Consider the following 16684-nt stretch of genomic DNA (forward strand, 5'->3'; position numbering starts at 1 on the left):
TTTTCAATGCTTTAAATTGGAAATGTTTACATGAAACCGAGAATGCTTTTTATACCTTGTTGGCAAAGGAGAGATATGCTATGACAGCTACCAAAGGCTTGGAAGGTATCGTTGCAACAACTTCATCCATTAGCTCTATTGTGGATGGGGTACTCACTTACCGTGGTTATGATATTGATGATCTCGCAGAAAATGCTACCTTCGAAGAAACCGCTTATTTATTGTGGTTTGGCAGTCTACCAACAACACCAGAGCTGGAAGCGCTCAAACGGGATTTCAGTGCTTTCGCACGGATTCCTGAGCCAGTCATCGAGCAAATGAAGCTCTATCCAAAAGACACCAACACCATGGCAGCATTGCGGACTGCTGTATCAAGCCTTGCTCTCTATGATGAAGCGGCTGACGATATGAGTAGAGAAGCTAACGAGATTAAAGCAGTAAAACTACAGGCACAGCTCCCGACGGTTGTGGCGGCCCTATCGCGTATTCGCAAAGGTCTGGAACCTGTGGCTCCTAAAGAAGGCGTCTCGATTGCCGAGAACTTCCTGTATATGTTATGGGGAAAAGAGCCTGACAGTGTATCTGTTAAAGCGCTTGATACCGCACTTGTGCTTCATGCGGACCATGAGCTGAATGCTTCAACTTTTGCAGGCAGAGTTACGGTTGCAACCTTGTCCGATATTTATTCCGGCGTGACCTCCGCTATCGGCGCTCTAAAGGGTCCACTTCACGGTGGGGCGAATGAAGCCGTTATGAAGATGCTTGAAGAGATCGGAAGTTTGGAAGCGGTTGAACCTTATATTCGTAAGAAGCTGGATAACCGCGAGAAGATCATGGGCTTCGGCCATAGAGTATACAAAAATGGTGATCCACGTGCTAAACACCTGATGAAAATGTCACTTGAACTTGGCACAATGAAAAATGATACTACGCTGTATGATATGTCCGTAAATATCGAGGAATTGATTACCGGACAAAAGGGACTTAAACCGAATGTTGATTTCTATTCGGCATCAGTTTATACACAGCTGGGTATTGAACGTGAGCTGTTCACTCCTATCTTTGCAATTAGCCGGACTTCAGGCTGGACTGCACATATTCTGGAGCAATATACAGATAACCGTATTATCCGGCCACGTGCAGAATACACAGGTATGATTGAACAGAAATACGTTCCAGTAGACGAAAGATAGAAGGGCAGCCTTGCGGGCTGCTCCTAAAGTTTAGTAGAATGAACCCTAGAATATATGCAATAATGCATATTCATACGTAGAGAGTTTTGTTCGAGGCTTGTCCATGAGAAATTAAATCCCACAAAACTTTAGGAGGAATACACTCAAATGTTGAAACTAGAAAAATTCGATCTGCCAACAGAAGGCGAACAAATCACAATTAAAGATGGTAAACTGCAGGTTCCTAATCATCCAATCATTCCTTTTATCGAGGGTGACGGCACAGGCCGTGATATTTGGAAGGCTTCCAAACGCGTACTTGATGCAGCAGTAACTAAAGCTTATGGCGGCACAAAGCAAATCGCTTGGTACGAAGTTTTTGCTGGCGAAAAAGCCTTCAATACATATGGCGAATGGCTGCCAAATGATACTTTGGAGGCAATCCGTGAATATTTTGTAGCTATTAAAGGTCCACTTACGACTCCAATTGGAGGCGGTATTCGTTCATTGAACGTAGCTTTGCGTCAAGAGTTGGATTTGTACGTATGTCTGCGTCCAGTTCGTTATTTCGAAGGGGTTCCTTCTCCTGTTAAACGTCCTGAGCTGGTGGATATGGTTATTTTCCGTGAGAATACGGAGGATATTTATGCAGGGATTGAATATCAAGAAGGTTCTGCTGAAGTGAAGAAAGTCATCGAATTCCTGCAAAAAGAGATGGGAGTTAACAAAATCCGTTTCCCTGAAACTTCTGGTATTGGTATCAAACCAGTATCCTCCGAAGGTTCAAAACGTTTGGTACGCGCTGCTATTGAATATGCGATCAAACACGGACGCAAGAGCGTAACGCTTGTGCACAAAGGAAACATCATGAAGTTCACTGAAGGTGCCTTCAAAAACTGGGGTTATGAAGTTGCTGAGCAAGAGTTCGGAGATAAGGTCTTCACTTGGAATCAATACGATGTAATTAAAGAACGTGAAGGTGAAGCTGCTGCCAATGCTGCTCAGAAGGATGCTGAAGCTGCGGGCAAAATTATCATCAAGGATGCCATTGCGGATATCGCATTGCAACAAGTTCTGACTCGTCCGACTGATTTTGATGTTATTGCTACCTTGAACCTGAACGGGGATTACCTGTCTGACGCGCTTGCTGCGCAAATCGGCGGTATCGGTATCGCTCCTGGAGCGAACATTAACTATATTTCTGGACATGCGATTTTTGAAGCCACTCATGGCACCGCACCTAAATATGCAGACAAAGATGTTGTGAACCCTGGTTCCGTGATTCTGTCCGGCGTAATGTTGCTGGAGCATCTGGGTTGGCAGGAAGCAGCAGATCTGATTTATAAAGGTATGGAAACAGCTATTAATAACAAAACCGTGACTTATGACTTTGCCCGCCTGATGGAAGGCGCAACTGAACTGAAATGCTCTGCATTTGCCGACGAGATAATTAATCACCTCTAAGAGGCTGGCTCAACCAACTGAATATATTGAAGTTTAGCTAATACAAGCTATACCGACACCGTTCTAGGAGGAGAATCCTTGGCAATCAAACGTTATAAAATTACAGTTGTAGGTGCCGGTTTTACTGGGGCTACTACAGCTCTTATGCTTGCTCAAAAGGAGCTTGGTGACGTTGTGCTGCTTGATATCCCACAAATGGAGAACACAACCAAGGGGAAGGCACTAGATATGCTGGAAGCAGGTCCTGTACAGAAATTTGACAGTCAAATTACAGGAACCTCAAGGTATGAAGATGCTGCGGATTCAGATATTGTAATCATCACTGCAGGGATTGCCCGTAAACCTGGAATGAGTCGCGATGATCTCGTGAACACCAATGCAGGTATTGTGAAGTCGGTATGCGAGAACATAAAACTTGTAGCACCAGATTCCATTGTAATCATTCTGAGCAATCCAGTTGACGCTATGACCTATGCGGCATTTAATGCGCTGGGTTTTCCGAAGAGTCGCGTAATTGGACAATCCGGAGTGCTGGATACAGCCCGTTATAACACGTTTATTGCACAAGAGCTGAAGGTATCTGTTGAAGATGTACGTGGTTTCGTATTAGGCGGACACGGCGATGATATGGTACCGCTCGTAAGGTATTCCAGTGTCGGTGGCATTCCAATTGATACATTGATATCTGCAGAGCGTATTGATGAGATTGTGCAACGTACACGTGTAGGTGGCGGAGAGATTGTTAACCTCTTAGGAAATGGTAGTGCTTATTATGCACCAGCGGCTTCTTTAGTTCAGATGGCGGAAGCTATCTTGAAGGACAAAAAACGGATCATTCCGGTTATCGCTTTGCTCGAAGGAGAATATGGCTACGATAACCTGTTCATGGGTGTTCCGGCGTTACTTGGTGCCAATGGTATTGAGAAAATTTTTGAACTCGAGCTTACAGCTGAGGAAAAAGCGGCTTTAGATAAGTCTGCTGAATCCGTGCGTAGCGTAACAGCTGTGCTAACTGTATAGATTGTGACAGAGGTATGAAGAAACCCCCATTTTGTTCACTTAAAATGGGGGTTTCCTTTTCTTCTCAAGCAATAATGGGTATAATTAAATGTAACTATTATCACAGTTAAAACGGAGGAGATATGTTATGGATTGGAACGTGTTGTTTTTCTTACATATGATCGGAACCTTGGCACTTGGCTTCTACCTTGTGCTACCCTTCATCCTAGGACGTGCAGAGAAACTGTCGTCTGGGGCTAAAGAAGGAACGTTAAGTGCAGTAACCGGATTTAATCGTTTTGCGCAGTATGGATTGGTGATCCAACTCCTTACAGGCGGTTATATGATGACCAAAGGTGATTATTCAGTAGCGTGGATGATTATTGTTGTTGTGTTATTGCTAGCGATGTTTGCACTTGGCGGTATTATGAGCAAGCCTTTGCGTCTTGCAGCAGCTGGAATTCGTGAGAACCGCGACGTTAGCGCAGAGACTGGAAAATTGCGCACACTTAGTGCACTGCTTACGGTGTCATTGCTACTAATGGTATTCTTCATGGTGTTTAACGATATAGTTTAATCTATAGCGAATTATACCCGCCTCCGTAATGGAGAGCGGGTTTTTCGTATGTTCCGGTAATTTATCTTCATAAAACGTTAATCCCTGATAGGATTCGTATAAGATTTCGGCCGGTAATTTAACGGAGAAACACCCGTCCATCGTTTGAATTGTCGGCTGAAGTGGCTCTGGGAAGCAAACCCGAGTTGTTCAGAAATCCTCTGTATTTTTAAATCGGTATGAAGCAGCAAATGTTTTGACTTCTTTAATCTTAGGTTAGTTATGTACTGCCTAGGAGATATCTTATATATCTTTGTAAACAACTTATGGCACTGCACCCGACTTAAGCAAAGCTGCTCAGCAATCAAATTAACCGTGAGCTCCGGCAAATGAATATTGGCTGCAATATATTTTTCGATCTGATGAGCAGTTTCCACCTCGTACAAAGAGTTTGCTTGTCGCGCTGTGTTGGAATTCTCCGAATTCGAGAGCTGTACATCAATGAGTTCAGTCAAAATCATCAGGATGATCGCTTGCAAACGAAGCCTTTCTTTTACAAGAATCATTTCTTCAATTTCCTCGGGAAATCCAGTGGAGGCCGTCGTGGCGAGAATATTGTTCTTAATAAATTCATCCAAATGTTCCAGTTGGTGATTTAATCCCGAACGCTGCATTTGCTGGTTATTCCATTTCTGTACAGCCTGAGACTGAAACCATTCACGAAACTTTAAATCGTCAATATCGAAATGAAAAGAGAGGTAGATATAGTTGCTCAGGCCAGAATTAACTACATAATGACGTAAGCCAGGCGGAATAATTAACCAATCTCCTTTACCAAAGGCAATGGAACTTCCTTCTACATATTGATGGGAGTTGCCGTCGTAGCAATACAATAGTTCGAAGATTTTGTGATGATGATCAGGGTATGTCCACCCAGGTTCTGCTACACGATAATGAACACCGATCAGCTGTAGTGTACTTATAATGTTCGGAAAGCTGACTTTGTAAGCGATAGGAGTTCTCCTCCTTAGGATCAATAGGGATGTTCTTAATTATATCAAGGATACCTATACATATGACCGTTTTGCAGTGCGAGCCGTTGATCATTCCATAGTTTTCTTTACAAAAGGTCAAAAAAAAGAATGAAATCATCATTTGAATCACTTTAGAGAACAGGGATAATGGAGGAACCTAGGGAAGTATTTCGAGAAACGGAAGGAAGTGTAATGAAGTGGGAAAGTTGTGTAGGAATATACTAATCTTATCTTCTTTACTAATGGCTTCATTGACTCTTACTCACGGTACAACAGAGGCAGCCTTTATAAAAGATGGGGCAGAGAGGCAACCTCCAACCCAAATTGCACGCGTATACAAGTTCAATTTTACAAACCAAGTTAAAACAGGGTATCAATCCGTCAGGTATGATCCTAATCACGGTGTACAATTGTATGACTCATCTTTAGGTTATGGTTTTGTTCAAGAGACCAACGCTTTACCCGCCAGAGAAGTGCACACCGACTCAATTACATCCGATGGAACAGGTTTTTTCATCACAGAGCCTAATTTTTTTGCTGAACCTAAATCTGAGAAAGATAATTATAACAACTACGGTATGGCGTTTCGAATGGATGCGCCCCCTGGAACCTACAACATATATGTAAAAACGACTTCTGACGCAGAGGATGGGATCGTGTCAGTATCCGGAATGCAGACCAGCCGCTTGTTGAAAAGTGGACATTGGGACGCTGCAAAGCTTGTACCCGTCAAGCATACGGCTGTAGCCAAAGGGAAAGAGTGGACTTATACGTATGTAAACGGCCGTGATCATATAGATATTGAGATCGAACCGAACAAAGTGAACACAGCTGTGGGGATTGAGGAGATCATACTGGAACCGATTTTGCCTCAGCATAGAGCAGTTGGAGCTCTTCCAAATTTATTTATACTTGGAGATTCTACGGTCAAGTCCTACACCTTCGACGAAGCACCAATGAGTGGTTGGGGCCAGATTATTGGCAGTATGTTTAATCAACATAAATTGAGTGTAACTAACTATTCCATGGGGGGACGCTCGTTTAAAAATGCCTATACAGAAGGTCGACTGAACGACATTTTACTGAATGGCAGCATTGGAGATTATGTGTTTATTCAATTCGGACACAATGATGAGAGCGCAGATGAGTTCAGACGTTACGGCAGAGGTTCGACAGAAGCAATGTATGAAAATTACCTTAAAGAAGTCTATCTCCCTGCGATTCAAGCCCGGGGCATGATACCAGTACTGGTAACGCCAATGTCCAGAATTAAAGGGAATGCAAGTCCGGGATATATCTATGAAAATTCTTTTAAATCAAGAAAGTTTGTAGATATTCTTAAACGGGTCGCAGATGAATCTGGAGTTACACTTATTGACCTTAACTCGGAAAGTCTGAAATATTATAACGAGATCGGTGTAGAAGCAATAACAGCCCTCTTCATGTCAATTGAAGCCGGAGAAACGCCAGGCAAAACAAATGACGGAAGTTACGCTAACGGGCATCCTTCAAAGAAAGTCGATGGGACTCATTTTAAAGAAGCGCTCGCCAAACAATTTTCGCGGATGATTGTTACGGAGCTTGTAGAGAAAGGTGCTACTGGCGATTCTACTGCTGCCTCCATTACTCCTTACCTTAAAGGGAACGTTAAGCATGCGGCACTAACAGGGAACTGGGGTAAGATTTTTCCGGAAATAACGAATGATACGACGACTGGGGAAGCTGCTTATTACCGTAATCAAATTGAAAAATTAATCCAGCTGGGAGTAATGGGCAAAGACCGTCAAGGGAATTTTAATCCGGATACGGAGATGACAGTTGCTGAATTCACACGCAGTATTTCTAAGTTAATGAAAGTGGAAAGATCTGATGTTGCCTATTATCCGAAAGGTAAGCTGTCACGTGAATCGATGGGTGCTATTCTCTATGATGTTTACCAAGTAAAGTTTGCTAATAAACCTAAGTACATGACTGATTATAACGGCACAGCAGTAGTGCCAGGAGATCCTGGCTATGATTCGAATTTGGAGCCAGGAGCTAGAGGTGCGATGTACTATCCTCTTGTATCCTGGACGCAGCTTGTTGATACAGCGGACATTTCTCCTTATTTAATTTCAAAAGTGAAAAGTGCATATGAATTAGGACTCATTAGATCTGAAGTGGGGATTGCCAGAGGCGAAATGGTCAATGGGACAGAACTAGAACCTAAAGCTATAGTGACCCGGGAGAAAGCGGCCAAAGCTCTGTACTTTATGTGGGTGCTGGAACATGAAGTGAATGCAGAAAATCATGTTTCTTCTCTAAAATAGTCAGGGTGAACAATTCAAGGCACAGCAGCGATGCTGTGTCTATTTGTATGCAGTGAATTCCTCTCCACTTACAGCAGTATATCTCTCACGGTTGTTTATATCTACTTTCATTGTGGTAAGTAAGATTCGTAAAGCGATTTAAGAAAATGACAAACCCAGCGTATAAACGTGCATAGTTGTGCCATCCTAAGACGATCAGTTAACTATCAATTTGCTTAACGAGAGGAGATAGGGAAGATGTCAGGCAACAATAAACAAGCTACAAAAACCTTACCCCCACAGGAGCAGCATCATCAGCCAGGGATTGAGAGTGAAATGACGCCGCTGCCCAAATACGAGCCGGCAAATTATAAAGCAGCAGGTAAACTGCAAGACAAGGCGGCGTTAATTACCGGTGGAGACAGCGGAATTGGGCGTGCAGTTGCTGTGCTTTTTGCTAAAGAAGGCGCTGATGTGGTCATTTCATATCTTAATGAACACTCAGATGCAGAGGAAACTAAACGTCAGGTCGAGCAGGAAGGCCGCAAATGTATCCTAATTCCAGGTGATATCGGTGACGAGAAATTCTGTAAGGATCTTATTAAACAGACGGTGGAGGGCTTAGGAAAGCTTGATATTCTCATCAATAACGCGGCAGAGCAACATCCGCAAGCTAAGATCGAGGATATTACTTCCGAGCAGCTTGAGCGTACTTTCCGTACGAATATATTTGCGATGTTCTATTTAACAAAAGCAGCTATGCCTCATTTAAAAGCAGGATCTACAATTATAAATACAACTTCAATTACCGCTTATCGCGGAAGCCCGCAGCTGCTGGACTATTCATCAACTAAAGGAGCTATTCTTAGCTTCACACGATCCTTGTCCACGAATCTGGCAGAGAAGGGCATACGGGTAAACGGTGTTGCACCAGGTCCAATCTGGACACCGCTGATTCCCTCTACCTTTGATGCAAAACAGGTTAGCGAGTTTGGAGGTACACAGCCTATGAAACGGCCTGGACAACCAGAAGAGCTGGCACCAGCCTATGTATATCTGGCCTCTGACGATTCCAGTTATGTGACTGGACAGGTTATTCATGTAAATGGTGGCGAGGTAGTAAACGGTTAGATCAGTACAGCTAATGTGAATAAATGGGTGTATTTCAATAAAAAAATATGTTACTATAAACCACGTTAGCATTTTAAAATTGTATATTTATGTCACTAGGGGTGCCGATTGGCTGAGACGGAATGGATTTCCGGACCCTTTGAACCTGATCTGGTTAAGACCAGCGTAGGGAAGTGGAGAACGAATTTCTGTTGTCGGGCTATTTGTAGTGCCGTCTATATACAGATTCTGACTGCCTTCCTTACGGGGGGCAGTTTTTTTGTTTTTTACTGACCTACAGGGAAGTGAGAGAGGAGATCGTGATGTTGCAAGCTGAGATCCATCTAATATCAGACGGCAAGCTACAGCTGAGACATTTTGTTGAACTAGCTGTCACGGTGCAGACATGGGTCGATTATATTCACCTGAGAGATAAGCAATGTCCTGCATGCGAACTGCTCGCTGCGGCACAGCAGCTGTTGGCTGCCGGTATGCCCGCTACCAAACTGATAATCAACGACCGGATCGATGTAGCATTGGCAGCTGGTGCCGCGGGGGTTCAGTTGGCTTGGCACAGTCTGAGTCCGGTTACAGCCCGGCGAATTGCACCTCAGCTTCGGCTGGGGAGATCGGTTCATTCTCCGGAAGAAGCGGCGAATGCCTCAGAGCAGGGAGCTGATTATTGCTTGTTTGGTCATGTATTTCCCTCGGATAGCAAGTTAGGGCTGCCCGCACGTGGGTTAGAGCTGCTTGCAGAAACGGTGGAGACCAGCTCTATTCCTGTAATTGCGATTGGAGGAATTAGCCCCGCTAATGCGGCGCAGATCATTAGACAAGGTGCGGCAGGAGTTGCTGTGATGTCCGGTATTTGCGGAGCGGATGATCCTTATGAGGCCGCCAAAGCTATTCATAAGGCGGTTCATTCATAGCCTGGAGGTAACAGCATGGGCGAAGGGGGTGATTCAGAATGAAGCTGTTGATTAACGGGAAATCCGCAGAGTGTTCTGGTGGTATTCAAACTATAGCTGATTTGATCAGTCTTCCTGAGTGGTCGGGTCGTCTGATGATCATTGAGCTGAATGGAGAAATTGTCAGTAAGGAGAATTATGAAAGTACTGCTCTGAGCGAGGATGATCGTTTGGAACTGGTGCACTTTGTTGGTGGGGGTTGAGATGGAGCGGTATAGAATTTTGAGAAATTTATACGAACCAAAGGGAGGTAATTTCATGCATGACCCGTTACATATTGGCGGCATCGAATTAACCAGTAGATTATTTATCGGAACCGGAAAATATAGCCGGAATACGTTGATCCCCGAAGTGATCGCAAGCTCTGGTTCTCAGGTGATTACTGTAGCGCTTCGCCGAGTGGACCCGCAAGGTGGAGCAGAAAATATCATGAACCACATTCCCGGTCACATGACTCTTCTGCCTAATACCTCAGGAGCGCGTACAGCGGAAGAGGCAGTCCGTATTGCAAGATTAGCAAGAGCTGCGGGACTGGGGAACTGGGTCAAGATCGAAGTGATCAATGATCAGAAATACCTGCTTCCAGATAATCTGGAGACCATACGAGCTACAGAGATTTTAGCAGCGGAGGGTTTTGTAGTACTGCCTTATATGAGTCCGGACCTTTCGGCTGCTTTACGTCTGAGAGATGCCGGTGCTGCTGCTGTGATGCCGCTTGGTGCGCCGATCGGGACGAATCGCGGCCTGCGCACTAAGGAGCTTGTGCGTATTCTTATTGAAGAAGTGAATTTGCCGATTATTGTAGACGCCGGAATTGGCAAGCCCTCGGAAGCGGCGGAAGCAATGGAGATGGGGGCCGCTGCTGTTCTGCTTAATACGGCTATTGCAACGGCACGTAATCCGCTCGTCATGGCGGAAGCGTTCCGCGAGGCGATAGCCGCTGGCCGCAAAGCTTATTTGGCAGGACTCGGTCCTGTAGAAGAAGTTGCTTTTGCTTCGTCACCGTTGACTGGATTTTTGAACTGAATTTGATAGGTCACGAAAGGAGGGAAGATTAGCATGAGCTTTTTTGACACACTGGCCCGCTTGGAGCAGTATCCTTATGAGCAGCTGTGGAAGGAGTTCCGGGAGGATGACGTTAAGCGGGCGCTTGGAAAAGACAAGCTGAACGAAAATGATTTGCTGGCATTGCTCTCTCCGGCAGCAACGCCGCTGCTAGAGGAGATGGCGTTGGCTGCACAGCGACTGACCCGTGCACATTTTGGTTATTCGATGCAGCTGTTCACACCGATGTATCTTGCGGATTTTTGTGTGAATCATTGTACCTACTGCAGCTTCAGCTCCATTTATGATTTTCCGCGCAAAAAGCTGTCCTTGGAGGAGGTTCGCAGGGAGGCTGAGAAGATTGCAGCTACAGGTCTGCGGCATATCCTCATTTTGACTGGTGAATCGCGCCGGGAGAATCCTGTCTCATATATTAAGGATTGCGTAGATGTACTCAGGGAATTTTTTTCCTCTGTCAGTATTGAGATAAATCCTCTATCAACTGCAGAATATAAAGAGCTTCTTCAAGCAGGGGTGGATGGATTAACACTGTACCAAGAGGTGTACCACCAGGAGACTTACAGAAAGCTGCATGTTAAAGGGCCTAAAAGAAACTACCGGAATCGCCTGGATGCACCTGAACGCGGCTGTCAGGCAGGTTTTCGTTCTGTGAATATTGGTACGTTGCTCGGGATGTATGATTGGCGGCAAGAGGCATTCCAAAGTGCCATGCATGCCCGTTATTTGCAGGATCGGTATCCAGATTGCGAGATCAGTCTGTCACCTCCACGGTTTCGGCCTTATTTAGGGGAATTTAACCCGGAGTGTGATGTTACCGACCGATCGCTAGTGCAGATTATTTTGGCATACCGGTTATTTTTACCCCGTTCGGGCATTACTTTATCTACAAGAGAGCCTGCCTCTCTACGCGATCATTTAATTCATCTAGGAATAACTAAGATGTCAGCCGGGGTCACTACTGAGGTGGGCGGTCACACTAATGCAGGGGGAACTCCGCAATTCGAAATATCCGATAGCCGTAGTGTGCAGGAGATTACGAAAATGCTATATACGAAGGGTTTGCAGCCCATTTTTAAAGACTGGGATATCCTGACCGAATCAACAACGTAACACTTGTATTATCAATTATTAATCACTAAATGGACCCCTGCGAGATTCATGCGGAGGTCCATTTTTTATTGTATAGAGGGTGTTTAGTTTCCGGCAGAGAGCTCATCGAGAGACATTTCGAAACTCGGTGCCATATGAGTCAGAAAATAATCCACTTCCTGCAGGTCAAGCCCACGAAGTTTTGCTGCTGTCTGCTCCTTCGCGGCGGCAAATTCTCGGTTTCCTGCAGCAACTTCCCATACGCATTTCAAATAAGCATCCAGCCGATCAGCGGCTTTCACATAGCTGTGCAGCAGAATGTCCTCCGAATCGGGAGGGCTGTCTTCCGGCCGTATAAGCTGAGTGTAGATGCTTTTCAGCTCTGATGGAATCATTCCAGTTAAGCGATCAGCCGCAACTTTCTCCATTTCGCGGAAGCTGGTGAGTAAGCTAGGATTGTTGTATTTTACCGGCGTGGCGATGTCACCTGTGAACACTTCGCTGGCATCATGGAACAGAGCTATGGTTGCTGCTCGTTCCGCGTTTAGTGAACGTCCAAAATGAACATTACCGATGGAACAGAGCATATGTGTGAGCAATGCAACATGAAAAGAATGCTCAGCGACGTTCTCCGGTGCGGTGCTGCGCATCAAGCTCCAGCGCTGAATATACTGAAGACGATATAGATAGGCAGAAAAATGGTAGCTCAATTTTAAAGTAACCCCTTTCATGCGGTGCTAGGTATGATATTATTATACTAATTGTATCAAACTTTAGATAACCTGGAACTGCCGAGAGGAGCTTGAATGAAGATGCAGCATTTTGAAGACAGTATTTATAACCTTATCGTAGAAACTTCCACGAATTTGCCGGGAGATGTACGCCGGGCAGTTGCAAAAGGTCGCGCGCTGGAAGACAGGGCTACCCGGTCCGGTCTTGCTTTAACCACGATTGCGCAAAATATCGGAATGGCTGAGCAGCAAGTGTCTCCGATCTGTCAGGATACGGGAATGCCTACATTTATCATTCACACCCCTGTGGGAATCAATCAGATTGAGATGAAAAAAGATATTCATAATGCCATTGTACGAGCGACCAAGAATGGTAAACTTCGTCCCAATTCTGTAGATTCATTAACAGGTGAGAATAGCGGAGATAACTTGGGTGCAGGCACACCAGTCCTTCATTTCGAACAATGGGAAGAGGATAAAATAGACGTTAGACTTATTCTGAAGGGTGGAGGCTGCGAGAATAAAAATATTCAATACAGTCTCCCGGCAGAATTAGAAGGACTCGGCAAAGCGGGTCGGGATCTGGACGGAATCCGTAAATGTATTTTACACGCGGTATATCAGGCGCAGGGACAAGGCTGTAGTGCCGGTTTTATTGGCGTGGGTATCGGCGGTGACCGTACGACTGGCTACGAGCTGGCTAAAAAGCAGCTGTTCCGCAAAGTGGAGGATGTTAATCCGATAGAAGACCTTAGCAAGCTGGAAGACTATATTATGGAGAATGCTAACAAGCTTGGAATTGGTACGATGGGCTTTGGTGGTGAAGTATCGCTGCTGGGCTGTAAGGTTGGCGTTATGAATCGTCTGCCAGCTAGCTTTTTCGTATCCGTTGCTTATAACTGTTGGGCCTTCCGCCGCCAAGGGGTGCTGGTTGATCCATCCACAGGCAATATAGAGGATTGGTTGTATGAGAGTGGTACAGGGATATCTGTAGATGATGAAGGGGCACATGAATCTGAAGCGGTAATTGCTGAGGGAGCTAACAGCCCAGCCTCTGAGTCGCGGGAAGTACGTCTTACAACGCCGGTAAGTGAAGAGGATATCCGTAGTCTGCGTGTTGGAGACGTGGTTATTTTATCCGGTGAAATGCATACAGGCCGTGATGCTTTGCACAAATATTTAATGGATCATGAGTCTCCGGTAGATCTGGAAGGGGCTGTGATTTATCATTGTGGTCCTGTGATGATGAAAGATGAGGAAGGCTGGCATGTAAAAGCTGCGGGCCCAACTACGAGCATTCGTGAAGAGCCTTATCAAGGCGATATCATCAAAAAATTTGGAATCCGTGCAGTCATCGGAAAAGGTGGTATGGGTCCAAAAACGTTAAAAGCGTTGCAGGAGCACGGCGGGGTATACCTCAATGCGATTGGTGGAGCCGCCCAGTATTATGCTGAGTGTATTAAGAAGGTCAACGCTGTTGATTTTATGGAATTTGGTATTCCTGAGGCGATGTGGCATCTCGATGTGGAGGGTTTTGCAGCGATTGTGACGATGGATGCTCACGGCAACAGTCTGCATGCGGATGTGGAAAAAGATTCTGCAGCTAAATTGACTCAATTCAAGGAGCCAGTGTTTAAATAAATGGGGTTACAACCGGTGGATAAGTCATGAGGAGGGCAGATTCTCTGAATGGCTTTTCCATGGGTTTTAATCAAATTATAAGGATTTATATGTCCAGACTATAAATGATCCTTAAGGAACGCCGAAGGCGTTTTTACCTGTCTAAAGGAGGACAACGAATGGCACCACATTATATTAGAAATGGGTTTCTTAACGTTACGCCGTATTTTATTGCGGAAGATGCAGACCAATTGATAGATTTTGTTGTGCACTGCTTTGATGCCAAAATTATTGATATGCTGCGAAATGATGAGGGAAGGATTAGGCATGCCGAGGTCAGAATCGGTGATTCCATCATTGAGATTTCCGAAGCGAATGAAAAGTATTCACCGGTACAGCTTGCCATTCATCTTTATGTAAGAAATGTTGATGAGACCTACCGCAAGTGCCTGGATGCCGGGGCTTCTATTATTGAAGAACCACTGGATAAATCCTATGGAGAAAGAGGAGCAGGGGTTAGAGACCTTCAGGGTAATCAGTGGTTTCTTGCCACCCGTACAGAATAAACTCATGTGTTTTTACAAAAGTAATACAAAGTAACAGTCCAGAGTTAATCAACTCGGGCTGTTATTTTTATATAATCTACTCTGGGGGGCTTATGTCACGGTCATAGTCGTACTGGTATTTTGAAGAAAATGAAGTTAGGATAAAAGATACAATGATAAAGGGAGAGGCAAATTTCAGATGAAACCGTTTCGCGCTCGTCTTACGTTTATACTTATGGCCTTAATCGGTATTTCCATGATTGGTACTGGATTTACGATGGCTCATCTGTTTAAGAGCTCCCATATAACTGCTCTGGAAGAGAATATGTCCCGGGAAATAAGCTTGCTCTCAGGCACACTGGAATTTGTTGATATGAATTCTTCGAATGCGATCCCGTATTACACTGAACAGGCGGAGCATATTTCTAAACTTTTAGATTCTCGGATAACGTTTATTACAAAGTCGGGTAAAGTAATTGGCGATTCTGAGAAAAACCCCTTGGAAATGGACAACCACTCCAATCGTGAAGAAGAGATAGGGGCTGCGAAAGAGGGAACTGGACGGGCAATCCGTTACAGCGAAACTCTAAAGCATGAGATGTTATATGTGGCTGGAAAGGTAACTTCTGATCAGGGATTTGACGGCTATATTCGGGTCTCAATGGGACTTGATGCTGTAACGCAAGGTCTTAAGCATGCTTGGATGATCATGGCTGCAGGTCTAATTATCTTGTTCTTGTCAGCAACTATTGTGAGCTATAAAGTAGCTTCAAGCATGACTTCCCCGCTGGAGCAAATCACAAGAGTCGCCCGGCGGATTACCGATCTGGATTATGATGCCAGAGTTCATTTGAAGCGTAAAGATGAAGTTGGACAGCTGGCTACAGCGATTAATGCGATGGCAGACAGTCTTCAAGACCAGCTTAAGACGATTCGTGATAATGAGGATCTGCTGCAAAGCGTGCTGGATAATATGACGGGCGGCATCATAATGATCAATGCGGAAGAAGAGATTGCGCTGCTTAATCGGGCTTCAGAGCGAATGCTTGATGTCAGTAACGGTGAAATGGCGGGTCATTCGTACAAAGAGTTAAAACGGCATTATGAGCTAACCCGTCTGCTTGAAGAAGGGGTGTTAAGCCGGGAGCCGATTCATGAAGAACGAAGTATTTATAACCCAAGAGAGCGAATTGTACGGATGGACGCGGTTCCGATGATCCAGGATGGTACGTACAGAGGTATGCTTTTCCTATTGCAAGAGGTTACGGAAATTCGCCGTTTGGAGCGGATGCGTAGTGAATTTGTAGCTAATGTATCGCATGAACTCAAGACTCCGGTTGCAGCGGTCAAAGGGTTTGCCGAGACCTTACTGGGAGGCGGAGTTAAAGATGAGAAGACGGCGAGATCCTTCCTGCAAATTATTTATGATGAGAATGAGCGTTTAAATCGCTTGATTGGAGATATTCTGGAATTATCTAAAATCGAATCTAAACGGGTGCAGCTCGATTGCTCACCGGTTCATATCATTGAATTCTTTGATTCCGTGCTGGGAACCATCAGTAAAGTCGCTGAGAAGAAAAACATTAGTCTTAATGTAGAGGTTCCAGAGGAGCTATTCATTGAGGCGGATGAGGATAAGCTGCGTCAAATCTTTATGAATCTGTTCTCTAATGCGATTAATTACACACATGAAGGCGGAAACGTAAAGGTCTACGTTAAGAGTCTACTGAAACCAGACGGCTCCGAAAATGTTCAATTTACTGTTAGCGATACAGGTATGGGGATTCCTAAAAAAGATCTTCCGCGTATTTTTGAACGTTTTTACCGGGTGGATAAGGCAAGATCCAGAAGCTCCGGTGGAACCGGATTGGGGCTGTCTATTGTGAAGCATTTGGTAGATATGCACCATGGAGTGATTTCAGTTGAAAGTGATCTGGGAATCGGCAGTTCCTTTGTGATTGAATTGCCTTTGCTGCAGGAAGAAAAGACCGATTAGATTTTTGTAAATTCACTTTTTCAATTTTACACTAAGTTAACATTACG

At 44.8% G+C, this 16684-nt stretch carries 15 protein-coding genes and 1 riboswitch; of the genes, 13 read left to right on the plus strand and 2 right to left on the minus strand.

Going from position 1 to position 16684, the window contains the following annotated elements; translation table 11 throughout:
- The first annotated feature begins 80 nt into the window (after positions 1–80).
- The 4 genes from citZ (at position 81) to MKY14_RS00325 (ending at position 4212) form a co-directional block, all read left to right on the plus strand.
- Positions 81–1193, plus strand: coding sequence for a citrate synthase (gene citZ / locus MKY14_RS00310; protein WP_036678915.1), 1113 nt, complete (start codon positions 81–83; stop codon positions 1191–1193).
- Positions 1194–1340: 147 nt separating this feature from the next.
- Positions 1341–2636, plus strand: coding sequence for an NADP-dependent isocitrate dehydrogenase (gene icd / locus MKY14_RS00315; protein ID WP_036678918.1), 1296 nt, complete (start codon positions 1341–1343; stop codon positions 2634–2636).
- Between the two features lie 78 nt (positions 2637–2714).
- Complete coding sequence (gene mdh, locus MKY14_RS00320) at positions 2715–3656, plus strand: malate dehydrogenase (RefSeq protein WP_340975464.1); 942 nt, start codon at positions 2715–2717, stop codon at positions 3654–3656.
- A gap of 127 nt (positions 3657–3783) precedes the next feature.
- Positions 3784–4212, plus strand: coding sequence for a hypothetical protein (locus MKY14_RS00325; protein ID WP_036678923.1), 429 nt, complete (start codon positions 3784–3786; stop codon positions 4210–4212).
- A 77-nt stretch (positions 4213–4289) separates the two neighbouring features.
- Here the strand turns inward: MKY14_RS00325 and MKY14_RS00330 are convergent, their stop codons facing one another.
- Positions 4290–5228, minus strand: coding sequence for an AraC family transcriptional regulator (locus MKY14_RS00330; protein WP_340975465.1), 939 nt, complete (start codon positions 5226–5228; stop codon positions 4290–4292).
- A 194-nt stretch (positions 5229–5422) separates the two neighbouring features.
- Between MKY14_RS00330 and MKY14_RS00335 the strand changes: the two genes are divergently transcribed.
- The 6 genes from MKY14_RS00335 (at position 5423) to thiH (ending at position 11766) form a co-directional block, all read left to right on the plus strand.
- Complete coding sequence (locus MKY14_RS00335; RefSeq protein ID WP_340975466.1) at positions 5423–7534, plus strand: GDSL-type esterase/lipase family protein; 2112 nt, start codon at positions 5423–5425, stop codon at positions 7532–7534.
- Positions 7535–7771: 237 nt separating this feature from the next.
- On the plus strand, positions 7772–8644 hold the full coding sequence (locus MKY14_RS00340) for an SDR family oxidoreductase (protein ID WP_038569678.1): 873 nt from the start codon (positions 7772–7774) through the stop codon (positions 8642–8644).
- Between the two features lie 87 nt (positions 8645–8731).
- A riboswitch (TPP riboswitch) is annotated at positions 8732–8833 on the plus strand.
- A gap of 113 nt (positions 8834–8946) precedes the next feature.
- Positions 8947–9552, plus strand: a complete 606-nt coding sequence (locus MKY14_RS00345) for a thiamine phosphate synthase (protein ID WP_340975467.1) — start codon at positions 8947–8949, stop codon at positions 9550–9552.
- A gap of 38 nt (positions 9553–9590) precedes the next feature.
- Positions 9591–9794 carry a sulfur carrier protein ThiS gene (thiS, locus tag MKY14_RS00350; protein WP_038569682.1) on the plus strand — a complete coding sequence of 68 codons (204 nt, stop codon included), beginning with the start codon at positions 9591–9593 and terminating at the stop codon, positions 9792–9794.
- A 55-nt stretch (positions 9795–9849) separates the two neighbouring features.
- On the plus strand, positions 9850–10617 hold the full coding sequence (locus MKY14_RS00355) for a thiazole synthase (protein WP_340975469.1): 768 nt from the start codon (positions 9850–9852) through the stop codon (positions 10615–10617).
- A gap of 33 nt (positions 10618–10650) precedes the next feature.
- Positions 10651–11766, plus strand: coding sequence for a 2-iminoacetate synthase ThiH (gene thiH, locus MKY14_RS00360; RefSeq protein WP_076276413.1), 1116 nt, complete (start codon positions 10651–10653; stop codon positions 11764–11766).
- An 83-nt stretch (positions 11767–11849) separates the two neighbouring features.
- Here thiH and yfbR read toward each other — a convergent pair whose 3' ends face one another.
- Entirely contained in the window at positions 11850–12455 is a 606-nt protein-coding gene (gene yfbR, locus MKY14_RS00365) for a 5'-deoxynucleotidase (RefSeq protein WP_081390510.1), read from the minus strand.
- Between the two features lie 102 nt (positions 12456–12557).
- Here yfbR and MKY14_RS00370 point away from each other — a divergent pair, with 102 nt between their 5' ends.
- The 3 genes from MKY14_RS00370 (at position 12558) to pnpS (ending at position 16637) form a co-directional block, all read left to right on the plus strand.
- The gene (locus tag MKY14_RS00370; protein WP_076278646.1) at positions 12558–14117 is read left to right on the plus strand and encodes a fumarate hydratase; all 1560 of its coding nucleotides are present in this window, start codon (positions 12558–12560) and stop codon (positions 14115–14117) included.
- Between the two features lie 158 nt (positions 14118–14275).
- Positions 14276–14662, plus strand: a complete 387-nt coding sequence (locus MKY14_RS00375; RefSeq protein ID WP_076220032.1) for a VOC family protein — start codon at positions 14276–14278, stop codon at positions 14660–14662.
- Between the two features lie 178 nt (positions 14663–14840).
- Positions 14841–16637: a two-component system histidine kinase PnpS gene (pnpS, locus tag MKY14_RS00380; protein WP_076124920.1), complete on the plus strand. Its 1797-nt coding sequence runs from the start codon at positions 14841–14843 to the stop codon at positions 16635–16637.
- The last annotated feature ends 47 nt before the right edge of the window (positions 16638–16684 follow it).

This window comes from Paenibacillus sp. FSL R5-0887 (assembly GCF_038002305.1).
Taxonomy (GTDB): domain Bacteria; phylum Bacillota; class Bacilli; order Paenibacillales; family Paenibacillaceae; genus Paenibacillus_AQ; species Paenibacillus_AQ odorifer.